Origin of the sequence: Brevibacterium luteolum (genome assembly GCF_013004595.1) — a bacterium.
Taxonomy (GTDB): domain Bacteria; phylum Actinomycetota; class Actinomycetes; order Actinomycetales; family Brevibacteriaceae; genus Brevibacterium; species Brevibacterium luteolum.
Map to the genome: position 1 here is coordinate 40,849 of NZ_JABEMC010000001.1, position 13,838 is coordinate 54,686.

The 13,838-nt window shown below is 65.6% G+C and carries 26 protein-coding genes and 1 tRNA gene; 23 read left to right on the plus strand and 4 right to left on the minus strand.

Annotation, left to right across the window (positions count from 1 at the left end):
* Position 1 precedes the first annotated feature (1 nt).
* On the minus strand, positions 2-778 hold the full coding sequence (locus HLA91_RS00190; protein ID WP_170273049.1) for a thioesterase family protein: 777 nt from the start codon (positions 776-778) through the stop codon (positions 2-4).
* A 107-nt stretch (positions 779-885) separates the two neighbouring features.
* Positions 886-2,718 (minus strand): phosphoenolpyruvate carboxykinase (GTP), encoded by a 1,833-nt coding sequence (locus HLA91_RS00195; protein ID WP_170273511.1) that lies wholly within the window; start codon positions 2,716-2,718, stop codon positions 886-888.
* Positions 2,719-3,050: 332 nt separating this feature from the next.
* Between HLA91_RS00195 and HLA91_RS00200 the strand changes: the two genes are divergently transcribed.
* Positions 3,051-3,123: transfer RNA gene (locus HLA91_RS00200), tRNA-Arg, on the plus strand.
* Here the strand turns inward: HLA91_RS00200 and HLA91_RS14250 are convergent.
* Positions 3,082-3,411 (minus strand): helix-turn-helix domain-containing protein, encoded by a 330-nt coding sequence (locus HLA91_RS14250; RefSeq protein ID WP_204514280.1) that lies wholly within the window; start codon positions 3,409-3,411, stop codon positions 3,082-3,084. The two genes, HLA91_RS00200 and HLA91_RS14250, sit on opposite strands and share 42 nt — an antisense overlap.
* A gap of 98 nt (positions 3,412-3,509) precedes the next feature.
* Between HLA91_RS14250 and HLA91_RS00210 the strand changes: the two genes are divergently transcribed.
* Complete coding sequence (locus tag HLA91_RS00210; protein WP_170273050.1) at positions 3,510-3,728, plus strand: helix-turn-helix domain-containing protein; 219 nt, start codon at positions 3,510-3,512, stop codon at positions 3,726-3,728.
* A 112-nt stretch (positions 3,729-3,840) separates the two neighbouring features.
* Here HLA91_RS00210 and HLA91_RS00215 read toward each other — a convergent pair whose 3' ends face one another.
* Positions 3,841-4,425: an HIRAN domain-containing protein gene (locus HLA91_RS00215; RefSeq protein ID WP_102160990.1), complete on the minus strand. Its 585-nt coding sequence runs from the start codon at positions 4,423-4,425 to the stop codon at positions 3,841-3,843.
* Between the two features lie 267 nt (positions 4,426-4,692).
* Between HLA91_RS00215 and HLA91_RS00220 the strand changes: the two genes are divergently transcribed.
* The 21 genes from HLA91_RS00220 to HLA91_RS00315 all read left to right on the plus strand — a co-directional run bounded on the left by HLA91_RS00220 (position 4,693) and on the right by HLA91_RS00315 (position 13,735).
* Positions 4,693-5,499 carry a BRO family protein gene (locus tag HLA91_RS00220; RefSeq protein WP_170273051.1) on the plus strand — a complete coding sequence of 269 codons (807 nt, stop codon included), beginning with the start codon at positions 4,693-4,695 and terminating at the stop codon, positions 5,497-5,499.
* A complete protein-coding gene (locus HLA91_RS00225) occupies positions 5,496-5,888 on the plus strand; it encodes a hypothetical protein (RefSeq protein ID WP_170273052.1) in 393 nt (130 codons plus the stop codon). The genes HLA91_RS00220 and HLA91_RS00225 overlap by 4 nt, the downstream gene beginning before the upstream one ends.
* On the plus strand, positions 5,885-6,085 hold the full coding sequence (locus HLA91_RS00230) for a hypothetical protein (protein WP_170273053.1): 201 nt from the start codon (positions 5,885-5,887) through the stop codon (positions 6,083-6,085). The genes HLA91_RS00225 and HLA91_RS00230 overlap by 4 nt, the downstream gene beginning before the upstream one ends.
* 401 nt (positions 6,086-6,486) lie before the next feature.
* On the plus strand, positions 6,487-6,828 hold the full coding sequence (locus HLA91_RS00235) for a hypothetical protein (RefSeq protein ID WP_170273054.1): 342 nt from the start codon (positions 6,487-6,489) through the stop codon (positions 6,826-6,828).
* A complete protein-coding gene (locus HLA91_RS00240) occupies positions 6,825-7,046 on the plus strand; it encodes a hypothetical protein (RefSeq protein ID WP_170273055.1) in 222 nt (73 codons plus the stop codon). The genes HLA91_RS00235 and HLA91_RS00240 overlap by 4 nt, the downstream gene beginning before the upstream one ends.
* Complete coding sequence (locus HLA91_RS00245) at positions 7,040-7,612, plus strand: hypothetical protein (protein ID WP_170273056.1); 573 nt, start codon at positions 7,040-7,042, stop codon at positions 7,610-7,612. Before HLA91_RS00240 ends, HLA91_RS00245 begins: the two co-directional genes overlap by 7 nt.
* Positions 7,609-8,151, plus strand: a complete 543-nt coding sequence (locus HLA91_RS00250; RefSeq protein ID WP_170273057.1) for a hypothetical protein — start codon at positions 7,609-7,611, stop codon at positions 8,149-8,151. Before HLA91_RS00245 ends, HLA91_RS00250 begins: the two co-directional genes overlap by 4 nt.
* A complete protein-coding gene (locus HLA91_RS00255; protein WP_170273058.1) occupies positions 8,148-8,858 on the plus strand; it encodes a hypothetical protein in 711 nt (236 codons plus the stop codon). The genes HLA91_RS00250 and HLA91_RS00255 overlap by 4 nt, the downstream gene beginning before the upstream one ends.
* Positions 8,855-9,229 (plus strand): hypothetical protein, encoded by a 375-nt coding sequence (locus HLA91_RS00260; RefSeq protein WP_170273059.1) that lies wholly within the window; start codon positions 8,855-8,857, stop codon positions 9,227-9,229. Before HLA91_RS00255 ends, HLA91_RS00260 begins: the two co-directional genes overlap by 4 nt.
* Positions 9,226-9,486, plus strand: coding sequence for a hypothetical protein (locus tag HLA91_RS00265; protein ID WP_170273060.1), 261 nt, complete (start codon positions 9,226-9,228; stop codon positions 9,484-9,486). The genes HLA91_RS00260 and HLA91_RS00265 overlap by 4 nt, the downstream gene beginning before the upstream one ends.
* Positions 9,473-9,655 (plus strand): hypothetical protein, encoded by a 183-nt coding sequence (locus HLA91_RS00270; protein ID WP_170273061.1) that lies wholly within the window; start codon positions 9,473-9,475, stop codon positions 9,653-9,655. Before HLA91_RS00265 ends, HLA91_RS00270 begins: the two co-directional genes overlap by 14 nt.
* Before the next feature lie 229 nt (positions 9,656-9,884).
* Positions 9,885-10,127: a hypothetical protein gene (locus tag HLA91_RS00275; protein ID WP_170273062.1), complete on the plus strand. Its 243-nt coding sequence runs from the start codon at positions 9,885-9,887 to the stop codon at positions 10,125-10,127.
* Positions 10,124-10,582 carry a hypothetical protein gene (locus HLA91_RS00280; protein ID WP_170273063.1) on the plus strand — a complete coding sequence of 153 codons (459 nt, stop codon included), beginning with the start codon at positions 10,124-10,126 and terminating at the stop codon, positions 10,580-10,582. Before HLA91_RS00275 ends, HLA91_RS00280 begins: the two co-directional genes overlap by 4 nt.
* Positions 10,575-10,883: a hypothetical protein gene (locus HLA91_RS00285; protein ID WP_170273064.1), complete on the plus strand. Its 309-nt coding sequence runs from the start codon at positions 10,575-10,577 to the stop codon at positions 10,881-10,883. The genes HLA91_RS00280 and HLA91_RS00285 overlap by 8 nt, the downstream gene beginning before the upstream one ends.
* Before the next feature lie 11 nt (positions 10,884-10,894).
* Positions 10,895-11,071 carry a hypothetical protein gene (locus HLA91_RS00290; protein WP_170273065.1) on the plus strand — a complete coding sequence of 59 codons (177 nt, stop codon included), beginning with the start codon at positions 10,895-10,897 and terminating at the stop codon, positions 11,069-11,071.
* Positions 11,068-11,277, plus strand: a complete 210-nt coding sequence (locus HLA91_RS13640; protein WP_212753870.1) for a hypothetical protein — start codon at positions 11,068-11,070, stop codon at positions 11,275-11,277. The genes HLA91_RS00290 and HLA91_RS13640 overlap by 4 nt, the downstream gene beginning before the upstream one ends.
* Positions 11,277-11,471: a hypothetical protein gene (locus HLA91_RS00295; protein ID WP_170273066.1), complete on the plus strand. Its 195-nt coding sequence runs from the start codon at positions 11,277-11,279 to the stop codon at positions 11,469-11,471. Before HLA91_RS13640 ends, HLA91_RS00295 begins: the two co-directional genes overlap by 1 nt.
* An 8-nt stretch (positions 11,472-11,479) precedes the next feature.
* The gene (locus HLA91_RS00300) at positions 11,480-11,629 is read left to right on the plus strand and encodes a hypothetical protein (protein WP_170273067.1); all 150 of its coding nucleotides are present in this window, start codon (positions 11,480-11,482) and stop codon (positions 11,627-11,629) included.
* Positions 11,630-11,632: 3 nt separating this feature from the next.
* Positions 11,633-12,007 (plus strand): hypothetical protein, encoded by a 375-nt coding sequence (locus tag HLA91_RS00305; protein WP_170273068.1) that lies wholly within the window; start codon positions 11,633-11,635, stop codon positions 12,005-12,007.
* Positions 12,008-12,056: 49 nt separating this feature from the next.
* Positions 12,057-13,415, plus strand: a complete 1,359-nt coding sequence (locus HLA91_RS00310; RefSeq protein ID WP_170273069.1) for an HNH endonuclease — start codon at positions 12,057-12,059, stop codon at positions 13,413-13,415.
* The gene (locus HLA91_RS00315; protein WP_102161022.1) at positions 13,412-13,735 is read left to right on the plus strand and encodes a VRR-NUC domain-containing protein; all 324 of its coding nucleotides are present in this window, start codon (positions 13,412-13,414) and stop codon (positions 13,733-13,735) included. Before HLA91_RS00310 ends, HLA91_RS00315 begins: the two co-directional genes overlap by 4 nt.
* The last annotated feature ends 103 nt before the right edge of the window (positions 13,736-13,838 follow it).

A 13,838-nucleotide genomic window follows, 5' to 3' on the forward strand; every position in this document is an offset into this window, starting at 1 on the left:
TTCAGCGCGGCCGGACGGTCAGCGACTGCACGAGCGAACCGAGCGGCCCGGCGGCGTCGTGGAGCACCGAGTGGGTCAGGCCCAGGCCAGTCTCACCGAAGGTCACGCGGGTGTCGAAGCCCAGCCAGTCGCCGGCGAGCTCCGAGCGCAGGAAATGCGCGGTGAGATCGACGTTGGGGAACATCACCTCAGCCGGATCCCGGCGCACCGTCATCCCGTTGGCGGCATCGAGGTGCGTGCATGCCTGGGCGAAGTCCGAGACCTCCTCGTCGTCGAGCAGCCGCTCGTCCGAACGCAGCCAGTACATTGCCCGACCCGGTGAGAACTGGCTGCGGCGGCCCTGCAGGGAGGCGATGTAGCCACCAGGCCACACGCTGCGCGGGTCGAACGGCGCCAGCTCTTCCGGCGGCGGGATCGGCTCGAAGGCGGTGCCGGCCACCGCCGAGGTGTCGGTGTCCGTCAGCAGCCAGGCGCGGGCTAACACGATGGTCCGCTCGCCGTAGGTCACCTCGGCTTCGAGTAGCTCGATGGTGCGGCCGGCCCGGCGCACGGAGACGGTGAGATCGAACTCGTCGATCGGGATGACGCCGTAGATGTCGGCCGACAGGCGCGCCATCTGCAGCGGCGCACCCTCGCGGCGGGCGGCGTGGTCGCGTTCGAAGCTGTGGATGAGCAGCCCGATGATCGGGGAGATGTGCTGCTCCGCTTCATTCCATGCACCCGCCGTCGCGGCGGTCGCGCGCAGGCGCGTGTCCGAGAGTGGTTCGAAATATGCCATGGCAACAGACTAGCGGCAGGTGCCCACCGCCTCGGGAGCGGGGATGAATGCGAACCGGGCCGCACCCTGGCTCATGGGTGCGGCCCGACTCAGTCAGGGGTGCGGCGTCACTGCACGCCGAGGCGCTGGCGGAGGTTGTCGACCTCGGCCTTGAGCTCGGCCGGGACGTGATCGCCGAGCGAGTCGTACCATTCCTCGATCGAGGCGAGCTCCTCAGCCCACTCCTCGGGCTTGATGGCAAGCGCCTTGCGCAGCTGCTCCTCGGTCACGTCGAGGCCGTCGATGTCGAGCGAGCCCTCGGCCGGGGTGTGGCCCAGCGGGGTTTCTACGGCCTCAGCGGTGCCGGCCACGCGCTCGAATACCCACTTGAGGACGCGGGAGTTCTCCGAGAAGCCCGGCCACAGGAACGAGCCGTCCTCGTCGCGGCGGAACCAGTTGACGTAGAAGATCTTCGGCAGCTTCGCACCCTCGGTGCGGCCGATCTCCAGCCAGTGGCGGAAGTAGTCGCCGACGTTGTAGCCGATGAACGGGCGCATCGCCATCGGATCGCGGCGCACGACACCGACCTGGCCCTTGGCCGCAGCGGTCGTCTCCGAGGACAGGGTGGATCCCATGAACACGCCGTGGGTCCAGTCCCTGGTCTCGGTCACCAGCGGCATCGTCGTCTTGCGGCGGCCGCCGAAGAGGATCGCCGAGATCGGCACGCCGTTGGGGTTTTCGTACTCATCGGCAAGCGTCGGGGTGTTGGTGATCGGGGTGCAGAAGCGCGAGTTCGGGTGCGCGGCCGGGGTGCCTGACTCCGGAGTCCAGTCGTTGCCCTTCCAGTCGGTCAGGTGCGCCGGGGTCTCCTCGGTCATGCCCTCCCACCAGACGTCGCCGTCATCGGTGAGCGCGACATTGGTGAAGACGTTGCCGCCGGCCTCGATCGCGCGCATCGCGGTCGGGTTGGTGGTGTAGCCGGTGCCAGGTGCCACGCCGAAGAGGCCGAACTCCGGGTTGACGGCGTAGAGCTGGCCGTCGGCGCCGAAGCGCATCCAGGCGATGTCGTCGCCGAGCGTTTCGGCCTTCCAGCCCTCGAGGGTCGGTTCGATCATCGCGAGGTTGGTCTTGCCGCAGGCGCTCGGGAAGGCCGCAGCGACGTACTTGACCTCGCCTTCCGGGCTGGTGAGCTTGAGGATGAGCATGTGCTCGGCCAGCCAGCCCTCTTCGCGGGCGATCGCCGAGGCGATGCGCAGCGAGTAGCACTTCTTGCCCAGCAGCGCGTTGCCGCCGTAGCCGGACCCAAACGACCAGATGGCGCGCTCTTCGGGGAAGTGGGTGATGTACTTCGTCGTGTTGCACGGCCACGCGACGTCCTCCTGGCCGGGCTCCAGCGGTGCGCCGACGGAGTGGACGCATTCGACGAACTCGCCGCCGTGTTCCTCGATGGCCTTGAGTTCGGCGGTGCCGCAGCGGGCCATGATCTGCATGGACAGGACGACGTAGGCGGAGTCGGTGACCTCGATGCCGAACATCGGCTGATCGGCATCCGCACGTCCCATGACGAACGGGATGACGTACATCGTCCGGCCCTTCATTGAGCCGTCGAAGAGGTCGTGGAGGATGGACTTCATCTCATCGGGAGCCATCCAGTTGTTCAGCGGGCCGGCGTCGGCCTCATCGCGCGAGCAGATGTAGGTGCGCTCTTCGACGCGGGCGACATCGTCCGGGTCGGAGGCGGCGTAGAACGAGTCCTTCTGCTTGGGCAGCGGCTTGAGGGTGCCGGCTTCGATAAGCTGGTTCTGCAGTGCACGCTTCTGATCGTCGTCTCCGGTGATCCACTCGATGCGGTCGGGAGTGGTGCGCTCGGCGATCGAGCGGACGAAGCTGAGGATCTTCTCGTTGCTGGTCGGTGCACCAGCAAGCAGGTCTTCGACTGAGCCACGGTCGAGGACGGTCATGAGGATCTCCTGATCTGTCGGGGTTTCGGAGTTCTGCTTGTGCGGACGTCGCCGCCAAGCGATGTCTCCACCGTACGAACCGTTCTTCGCAGGCACCGGGGATTCGCGGGCCTCGCGCCTGTGCATTGAGTCACAAGCTGGTGACTTATGGTCAATAGACGTCAGATGAGAGACGGATATTCCCAAGGAAATGACGACTTTTGTCAAAGGCTGGATTCGGCTGCAGATCGCTGCCCCCGTGGCGGTGGTTGGCGGATGTGGCAAAGAGCGCAGAGCGTGGATTTTGGCTCGCGGGCGATCGTGTGTATAGTTGTTCTGGTCATTGCGACAGTGCGCCACTAGCTCAACGGATAGAGCATCTGACTACGGATCAGAAGGTTGGGGGTTCGAATCCCTCGTGGCGCGCGAATCTCCACTAGAGCCGCCGTCCGGTCCATCCGGGCGGCGGTTTTTCAATTCACCGGTTTCGATCCACTCCAGCGGAACCTGCGTCCGCATCGCCCAGAGGATGAGCTCGGCGCGCCGCGGACTGGTCCGGTCGTTGAGCCAGTTCGAGATCGTGTTGCGCGACACGCCGAGGTGCTGCGCCATCTCCTGAGATGAAAGACCTGCAGCCGACAGCGACTTCGCCAGCCGGTCGCCGCGCGTGAACTGCAGCCGTGCCATCAGGGTCGATTCGGGGTTCTCAGACATACCTCTATTATGCCTAAGCTTGTGCAGATTCGCAAGGTAATGCAAAAACTCTGCGACTGGTAGTTGCACAAGATTGGGAAGTGGTGCAACCTTGTGACATGCACAAGTCGCAAGAACTCATCCGCAGCGCCGACGCAGCCGCAATGCTCGCGATCGACCGCTCCACCCTCTCCCGATGGGTAAAAGCCGGAAAGCTCACCCCAGCCGTCGAAGGCTCCGGCATCCGCGGCGAACGGTTCTTTGCCCGCGAAGACGTCGAAGCGCTCGCCGCGAAGCCCGCAGCGCTCGCCCAAGAGTCGAAGCCGGTGGCGTCATGACCGGACACATTAACTGGGCCGCCGCGCGGTCGCCCAAGAGGTGTGTGTACGTGAGCTGTGAGCGCTGCCTGGAGATCCGCCTGGATGACGAACTGGTGAAGCTGTGAGCCGGTCAAGATTCGGGGAGCAGCTGCTCCATCAGAACGCTTTCGCCGATCGCTACCGTAATAACGTTGCCGTCCACCCCGGTGACAACAGCGGTGTACGGCTCGCCTCTGTCGAGTCGCGGGGAAAGGCGTCGTGCGAAGCCACGGTTCACGTAACCCCAAGCTGCGGTGCCGACGGGCCCGCAGAGCGCGATCGCCTTGGGGTCGTGCTCGTTGTTGGGCTCTCTCTTGAGCATGATGATGCTGCCAATCTCGATCTCAGCGGATTGAAGAGCGGCACTGTAGTGCCTGGTTCCTCGGGCACGGAGGTAGAAGACGCCGGCGCGAGCGAGGGCGAGGTTGCCCGGCGCGGCTTGCAAACCACTGCTCTTGCTGACGAACCGCAGCTCGTCGCGCCAGATCAACTCGAAGGTCGGACGTCCATTGACGATGACGAGCTCACTGTCCGACTCGGCCTTGCTCAGCCAACGCCGCTCGGGCGCCGGTCTGCGCTCCACTTCCTGCGCCTCTCGATCGTGTGGTGCCTGCGTCTCCGCTTGGCTGCCGCTGAACAGCGTGCGGAAGAACTCTTGAGCTGCTCGAAAAACCATAGACCGTCTCCTTCGGCGAGTAGGCGTCGTCACAGGCGTCAGCTTACCGACGGAGACTGCACGGACATCGCTCCCGTCGAGTCAGCGGTTGAGCGTCCGTGCGGGTCGCCGGAGTCGACACGGGGATGCGACTCGGGCGGCTGAAGGGTGGGGCCGGGCGCGGGTGTAAGGGGAAACCCGCGTCCGGTCTCACCACAGGAAGTAGGCAAAAAGGAAACGCCCTCGGCGGTGGAGCGCCGAGGGCCACGGTCCAAGAAAGGACACGAGATGAAGAATCTCAGGATCTTCGACTACCAGGATACACCGGTGCGCACGGTCGAGTTGGATGGTGAGCCGTGGTTCGTGCTCGCCGACCTCTGCCGAGTGCTCGGACTGACCCGCGGTGCCGCACAGGTCTCCGAGCGTCTCGACGATGGGGTACGCCAGCCGTACCCCATCCAGGACAGCATGGGTCGCACGCAGCAGGCGACGATCGTTTCGGAGGCGGGCATGTACGAGGTCGTCATCCGATCGGACAAGCCGGAGGCGGTTGAGTTCCGCAGGTGGATCACCGCAGAGGTGTTGCCGGCGATCCGTAAGACGGGCCGGTACCAGGCGGATCAGCTGGCAGCTCCCGAGCTGGTCTCCCGCGCTGACCTTGCCCGCATGGTGCTAGAAGCCGAGGAGGAGAAGAAGGTGTTGGAGGCCGCGATCGAATCGCAGGCCCCGATCGTTGCCTATCACGAACGGTTCGTCGCTGAGTCCGATGACATCGTCACCGTCGACAACTTCGCCGGCCAGTACAACACGACCGGGCCACGAGTTCGTGAGCTCCTCCACGAGAAGCGCATCGCGGTCCGCCGCTGTATTGGCCGCCGTTGGTCGAAGACGAAGCAGCGGATGGTCGACGACTTCGAGTGGCGGCCCCGCGCCGGCGTGCCCTCCGCCGAGTGGTTCGAGCTGCGCCCGCAGCATAACGCGCCTCGCCTCCACAACGGTCAGGTGCGACAGACCATGTACGTCCGCCAGTTCTACGCCGCTGACCTCGCAGCACGGATCGGCCTGCAGCAGCCCACCTTGGAGGCGCAGTCATGACCACACCACAGAGGTCATTCCCGACAAACCTCGGACAGGAGAGGCTACTGCTTGCCGGCGTGCACGAAGGCATCGAGTGGGCCCTTTACGCGGCTCCGCTGTGGAACGCCGCCAATGGCTATGTTCGCCTGCCAGATAGCCACCCATGGCTGGCTGAGCCCTTGCTGTCGGGATACAACGTCATCGACATATCTGGCGGCATCACCTACGGCCCCGACAGCGAGGGATGGATCGGCTTCGACACCCTCCACGCCTGCGACTACTGGCCAGACTCCCCATTCGAGCCGCGCCCATACGACCGGCAGTGGACTCGCGCAGCCGTCCGCGAGGAGACCATCCGCCTCGCATCGCAAGCAGCTGTCGCGCTGAGAGCAGGTGACCGGTCATGACTCCGCGTGTCGTCTACCAGCGCCGCCGAGCCGCATGGCTGTGGCTGCCACTCATCGCGATCGGAGGCGTGGTCAACGCCTGGTCCTACACCCTCACCCTCACCCTCAACGGTGCGAGCCTCGCCGGCATGGCCCTCATCGCCGCCGGCACGCTTGCTCTCGCTCTGGATTTTGATCGGGGTGATGGTCGTGTCTGATCAGCGTCGTAGGGAGCTCGGAAATCTTGAGCGTAAGGGCGAGTTCATCATCGCTGATCTGGCGAAGCGGTGGCAGGAGGGCTCCCCGATTGATGGGCGCCTGGCTGAGCTGCAGAAGGTCAATGCCGACGCGCGTCGTCTCCGCGACGAGGTGACGGTCGCCTACATGCGGTCAAAGCAAGCGACGCAGACTCGGCCGGCGGGGCTGCGTGGCCGTCGTACCGCGGTCGTCCGCCCGTTGCCTGGAGGTGTGAAGCCATGAAGCGTGTCCGTCATCTATGGGTCCGGTTCGTGACGTGGATGGTGCGCCGGGAGCTTGCCCGTCAGCAGCGTCTGCGTGAGCGGCGCACGAACCTGCGCGCCGGCGTTGAAACGTCGTCGCCTCGGCCGAGGTGGGTGCGATGAGGCTCTCAGCGATCCCGATCATGGCTGAACCGCAGGTGCGGAAGCTCCCGCGAGCGTTTCAGGAGCGCGAGGCACTGCTCGTCCGCCTCAAGCGTGAAGCGACCCGGCAGGAACAGGCCAGGAAGCGTGCTGCAGTGCGTGCCGAGCAGCTGGCTGAGGTCCTCGACGCCGAGCGTGCTCGTGCCCGGCGTGAAGCCCGACGGCTTCGTAGGGAGGAGTGGCGCGAACGCTTGGCGACTCCTGACCCGGAGGGCTCTGCTCGGTTGCAGTCGCTCGTCGACGAGGAGCTGGAGTACATCAAGCGCAAGTCCCGCAGCACGAAGGAGGTCACGGCATGACGAAGAGGCTCCGGATCTATTCCCGGTTGGTGCCGGCGTTGCCGGTGGAGCAGCCGTGGCTTTACGGCATCGCGTTTCCACGACTCAACATCAAGTTCAAGCGCTGCTGGCTAGTCCAGGGTGACAACGGCACCTGTGCGCATGGCACGCATGCTGCGGCGATCGACTGCGCGTCGAGGCGGGCGTTCGCCGCGGCGATGGAAGAGGCGACATGCTGACCGCTGAGCCCGTCCAAGGCGATCTGCTCGACTACCTCGACCAGCTCGACAGCACCCGTCAGCTCGACACCACGCCCGGCTGGCAGTGCCCGCACTGCAGCGGACGGTTCGAGCGCAGCGAAGCTGAGGTCGCTCCGCGGCACCGGGAGCCGTGGCCGCCGTCACCGATCCCAGGCGCGTGTGCGTCACAAAAGATCAGCCTGGAGCTGCTCCTCATCCGCCTATCACCGGCGCACAAGACGGTCGCCTGGACGAAGCATCAGGACGCTCTGGCGATGATCCTCGCCGCGAAACAGGACGGCGTGTCCGACGCCCTGCTGGGTCGCGTCCTCGCAGACGAACAGCTGCAGGATTGGGTGCTCCTGCGCCAACTGCTGATGGGCGCACCAGGCGCCGGCGACATCCGAGACCCAGCGACACAGCGACAGCACGCCGAACGACGACTCGGCGGCATCCGAGACGGCGTGTCCTACCAATGCACCAAGACCGGCGTCGAGATCCGCATCAGAGACTCCATGCGGCTGATCCGCTGGCGTGACCTGCCTGCACCGGGAGGGACGACATGACCGCGATCATCGACGGGCAGCTTGATCTGCTCGACCTCATCGAGGCCGACAACGGTCTCACCGCCGTCGAGCAGCGCTACTACGACGCTCTGACATGCCTCCGAGACGCAGTCCCGGAAGCACTTGAAGTCGTCATCCGTCTCTGCGACTGGCAGTCCACCGACAAACGCGGATCCGGGGCGTCAGGGCGCTGGTGCTACACCGTCGCCAACCGAGGCGTCTACTTCGACACCAGAGACCGCTGGAATCCCGAAGCGCGCCCTGAACATCTCGTCACCTGGAACGAGCTCACCGACCTACTTGCCGACCATCCTCTGCGCCCCGGCGTCATCGCCTGGGCAGAAGCTCTGGCCGAGCTCGACTCGTGGAAGGACCGTTTCCGTCCCTACGAGCTATGGCCCGACCCTCACCGCTGGCACCCCTCCTACATCGAAAGTGACCGCAGCCGCCCAGGCTACGAAGCACGGATGCAGGCATGGGCCGACTGCTACCAGATCCTCACCGACACCCAGAACCACCTCACAGGAGACTCGTCATGACTCTCGTCTACGGAGCGGACTTCATCCGCGCGATCCAGGCGCTGCTACCCATGGCCGGGAAGCGCTCGACAGCGGAGGTACACGTCGCTGTCGCGGTCACACACGTCACGGTCTCTGCCGCCTCGGCCGGTCTCGGCGGCGTCTGCGCCCTCGGCACCAAGCACACCGCAGATACGGACGGGGAGGTCCACGACCTTGTCCTCACCGCCGACCAGGTCGCCCTGCTCGCCCGCGCATTCCCGGCCAAAGACCTCGACGAATCCGGCGAGTGGCTGCGCATCACCCGCCTCGATGACCGGCACGCCGAGGTCGCCCTCGCCGAGGCCAAGCTCGGCGACCGCATTGAGCTCTACCTCACCGACAGCCTGCGCTCACCAGGAGACCTCGCCACGGTCGTGCTCGACGACTACCGCAAGCAGGCCGAAGCCACCAATCCGACCGACCGGCTCTCATGCCTGCAGCTCGATCCCGACCGGGCCCGCGTCTTCCTCTCAGCCACGAAACACCTCCCCGGCGACGTCGACTTCCGCCAAGCCGAGGACGGCGCACCGATCATCGGCACCATCGGCACCCATCTAGCCGGCTACATGATGCCCGCCGGCTGGTTCCCCGACAAGACCGACGAAGACGAGCTCAACACCGGCGCCGGCATCGCCTCAATCTCGATCGGACAGACCACCATCTACGACCACCTGGAGACACCATGACCACCACCCCCACCACCCACACCCCGACTGCACTCGCCCGCCAGGCCGCCGAAGCTAAGCTACCGACCGCGTGGCGGCGCGTCCCGTGCTGCGGCGTCTGCGGCGACGAGCTCACCGACGAGACAGGCGAAGCGCTCGCCGGGGTCTGCGAACCGTGCGGCCTCCGCTTCACCCCCCAAGGGCACGCCTTCTACCTAGACCCGACTGCCGAACCCTGCGGTGCCGCCTGCGACTCCAAGTGGCACGCCCCGAACCGCATCTTGCCTGGCATCGCCTATGCCTGCGGCACCTGCATCCTCCCTGCCGGCCACCCCAGCACGTTCCACGAGCAGGCATGCCAGCAAGTCCCGAACCAAGAGAGCGCCCGATGAACCACACCCCGACATGGACTCTCACCGACATGGACAACCGCGACGAGACCGGCGCCCCGCACCAAATCACCGGCCCGCCAGATCACCTCATCCCATACCTCGACGGACCAGTCCGCAACGACCTCAGAACAGCCCAAGCCGCCACGCGCCTCGACCAGCTCATCACCGCCTACCGCAACCACGACATCGACTGCGCTCGCCACCTCGGACCGGTGCTCGCGATCTACACGGAGGTGATACGCGATGAGAACGCCTAAGTATGTCGGCAATCGGGACCGCGACCGCTGGCAGCGCTGCCACCACTGCAACACCAGCAGCATCTCCTGCCGCACCAACATCCGCGACCGCGCTCGCCCGTGCTGCGACTTCTGCTCACCGACCGCGCACGACCAGGAACTCAACGAGACGAAGGAGGAGCGACCATGAGCGAGTTCACGACCGGCGACACGACCGCCGTATGCGCTGTGAGGCACGCCGCCGTATGCGCCGTGAAGCGCACCGCCGTCGGCTGCGGGAGATCCATAAGTACGGATTTTCGGCGGGTGACCTTGGCGGCTGGGTGGGGTCAGAGGCGACCCCGACACACCCAGGTGCCGCTTGGGTGCTTGATGACGCGCAGGTGCCCGGCAGTTGCGAGCAGGGGAGGGAGTGAACCATGCCGGTGTTTGATGCATACCGGGACTTTACGCACGCCGTTTTAGCTGCTCTTGGCCTTGACCCGTCCTGCGTGATCGCCCACTCCGTCGATGTGGAAGGGAGTGTGGTGAGCGTGGAGGAGGTGCAGCGTGACGGTAAAGGCTGCGTCGTCCTTGATTGGGACGGTGAGGCCGTGAAGCGCCGCCGCTACTACCGCCTCACTGCTGAAGAACTGCACAGCCCACGAAAGGAAACACCATGACTGAGTTCAAGAAGGGCGACATTGTGCGCCTGACCAGAGGCGAGCCGGACATGCCGGGATACGGGTGCCAGGTGCGCGAGGTGACGTATGGCCGTGTCGCACGGGGGATGATCGAGCCGCACATCCTGCCCGTCTACGAGGAGAGGGGCTGGAAGATCGAGCTGATCGAGCGCCCGCTGCCGACGAAGCCGAACACTCTCGGCTGGGCGACCGTGGACGGCCGCAGGTACCTCGCCCGGCTGTCATACGACCAGTGGGAGCTGTACAACACGGACGGCGTGCTCGGGGCTACACCGCACCCGAGCGCTATCGAGGACTTCGCTGAGGCCGCACTCATCCCGAAGGAACTGGCCGACAAGGTCATGGAATGGGCTGGCGACGAGGGCGGGAAGTGGCGCGCGGGCGGTATCTTGCAGCAGATCGCAGACCACCTGAAAGGACAAGACGATGAGTGACCGACTGACCAACGCGGTTGAGGCCCTGACGTTCTGGTACGACAGCGAGCACTGGTTCCCCTTCGTGGAGTCAGAGACTGCCGACGTCACGGGGCCGGGTCATCAGGACAAGGCCGCTTTCGCTGAGATGGTGAACGCATACGACCAGCTGTGTGTCGGAGCGGACGACGTTGGCTGGGCGACCGGCGATGACGTGCAGTGGCGGTGGGCAGTGCTCGACGTGGAGGCGGAGAGGTTCGAGCTGGTAGCCGAGGGCGCGCCCGGCGCGGTGCCGGTGACCTGCATGTGGGGTGTTCGTTGAGGTGGCTTCCGTTGCGCATCCACGTTGGCCTGAACGTCGAGATCGCCGGCCCGGAACCGCCGCATTACGACTCTGAAACGTCGTCGGTCGCGGACCCCGCGGCTGAGACAACCTCGCCGGAGTTGCATATCGGGTTCCGGCCGAACCAGGAAGATCACGACGACGGCATGTTGGGAGACCGGAAATGAGCACCATGCAGCCAGGGCACGAGAGCTGCAGTTTCGCCACCATCGAGGAGCGCAGCCTCACGACCGGTGAGACCAGCGTCCAGGCCATCGTCTGCCGACACGACCACCGCGAAAAGCTCCACGCAGTCAACGCCCTCGGTGATCAGTCATTCGTCGGCTGGCGCTGCCACTGCTGTAACCGCATCATCCGACCTCAGGACATCTAATGACCATCCATACCACTGCCGGTGCTCTCGACCGTGAGGACCTCGACTCCACGGTCACAGTCGAGCTGCCAGGCAACAGCCGGTGGACCGGCAGGCTCACCGGCCTACACCACGGCCCGGACAACATGGTCCGCGTCGTCGTCGACCGCCGCCACCTCATCATCAACCGCTCAACCGACGTCACGATCCACTAGGAGGAATCATGCCCACCCCACCCGCGTCCCTGCCTGTCTTCGGCCCACACGCCCAGATCGTCACCCTCGACGAGGACGGCGACCTGTTCATCTGGGAAGTCGAGACCGACGGCAACCTCACCGCCCGCTCGATCCCGAACGTCCCCGTCGAGGAGTGACACATGGACGACGTGCTCTTCGTGATCATCACCGCTGTCACCTGGGCCGTGGCGGGCTGGACGCTGAACACGGCGATCCATGCTCGCCGCCGCCGGCGGCTCATCGCCCAGCAGGCAGCAGCCGAAGCGACCAGCACCATCATCGCCGCAATCGCCGCCCTGGAAGCCCGGCTCGGCGTGCGGATCGCAATGGCCAAATACGCCGCCATCAGCCCGGACGAGATCCGCAACGGCGACCGCATCCACTGGACCTCCAACGACGGCGAAGACGCCATCGATTACACCGCCGGCTACCACGGCGATACCGGCAACCAGACCGGCGGCCGCTTCTACCGCACCGAATGGGAGCGCGACGACCACGACTCCGACGACCGCTAACCCCTACATCACCTGACCACCCGATGACACCACGAGAGGCACACACCGCATGGCATGGCTCCGAGGCGGAGACACCGCACCCACACACCCGGTCGCGCTCGCCATTCTGGGACACCCAGACGCAGACGATCGGCTGCTCAATGAGCTGTTCGGGTTCGTCATGCGCTGCGCGATGGCCTCGACGGCGCACAACATCGAGTACCGGATCACGAGGGGCACAGCCGTGCTGATGGCAGGAGGGCATGCCCGGGCGGAGAAGCTCCTTGAGTATGCGGTGTGGGCTGGCTACCTCACGGAGGTCGACGGGTCGGCCGGCACGGAGTTCGAGCTCATCCGGGATGACGAGTTCATTCACCTCATCCCGTGGGATCAGCGCGAGTGGGCGAAACAGCAGAAACGCGACCGCAACAACTGGTCGATCGTCATCCCGGTCCGCCTGCGGGATGGCGACGGCTGCCGTTACTGCGGTCGCGTCGTGCAGTGGGAGAACAACAAGGCTGCCCTCGCTGGCACGTATGACCACTTGCACCCTGGCCAGACGGCCACGATCGACACCTACGTCGTCGCCTGCCGCGGCTGCAACACCCGGTACGGCGACATGCCCTACAGCGAGAAGAAGGACGATCTGCTGCCACCGCCGATCGACCCGTACTTCTCGGAGTTCACGGTCACGTGGATGCAAGGGAACAGGTGGGTCCGCGACAACGATGTCACGATCCCGAAGCCCTCCCGCCGCCGCTTGAGCCCAGGAGCGCTCGCGATGGCGAAGAAGAAGACTTCGGTCGGCAGCCAGCCGGCCAAGGCAGACGGTCCGCGGGGACACTCGACAGAGCACACCCCCGCGTCTGCGTCGGATGCTGGTCCGCTGGGTAGCGGCGAGGATAGGCCGTCCTCGTCTGACCCCGCAGCATCCGACACCCCACAGCCCGGTCCGAGGGACACTACCGACCGCCAGTCGGAGCAGGACCCCGCGGGCACCACGGCTCGGCCCGAGGGACTATCCGGCATCCAGCCGGAGCGAGACCCCGCGAGCCCTACCAGTTCGGGTCCGAGGGACACTACTGACCGCCAGTCGGAGCAGGACCCCGCCGAACACCGCCCCAGTGACCGTCCGCAAAGTGCAGATCCTGCACCGCTTGCGAGGCCGTCACCAGGGGAAACACCGTTTGGAGCAGATAACGAGCAGAAATCGAGCAGAAACTGCCCGTCTCTGCCCAAAACTGCTCCAAACGTCAACCACGTCGTTGGGCAGACTCGGGACGGGTCGGGACGGGACGGGCCTGGGTTGGGCCAGGGTCGTGCTGGGTCGGGTCGTGTCGAGTCTGGCCGGGCGTGGGCTGGGACTGGACGGGAGCGCGCCTCGTCCAGCCCTGATGCCAACGTGCCGAGAAAGAGAAGGCGGAGATGAAAGCCAAGGAATACCGCCAGCAGATCGGCGAGTCGATGTCTGAGAAGCAGCTGCAGGAGCACGTCGTTGCTCTGGCTCTTCGGCTCGGATGGCTGGTGTATCACACGTTTGATTCGCGGCGGTCGGCGCCGGGGTTCCCGGATCTGGTGCTCGCCCGTGGGGCCGTGCTCTACCGGGAGCTCAAGGCCGCCAACGGTGTGCTGTCGCCTGCGCAGAAGACGTGGTTGCAGGGGCTGCGTGTGGCGGGTGCTGATGCTGGCGTGTGGCGGCCGGCGCATCTGTTGGACGGGACGATCGAGAGGGAGTTGAGGGGACGATGATGGACGTCGATGCGGGTGCACGGGTGGACGAGTGGCGGGCGCTGCTGTCTCGGTTGCCGGCGCTGTGGCAGGAGCTGCATGTGACGAAGTGCCGGCAGGACGT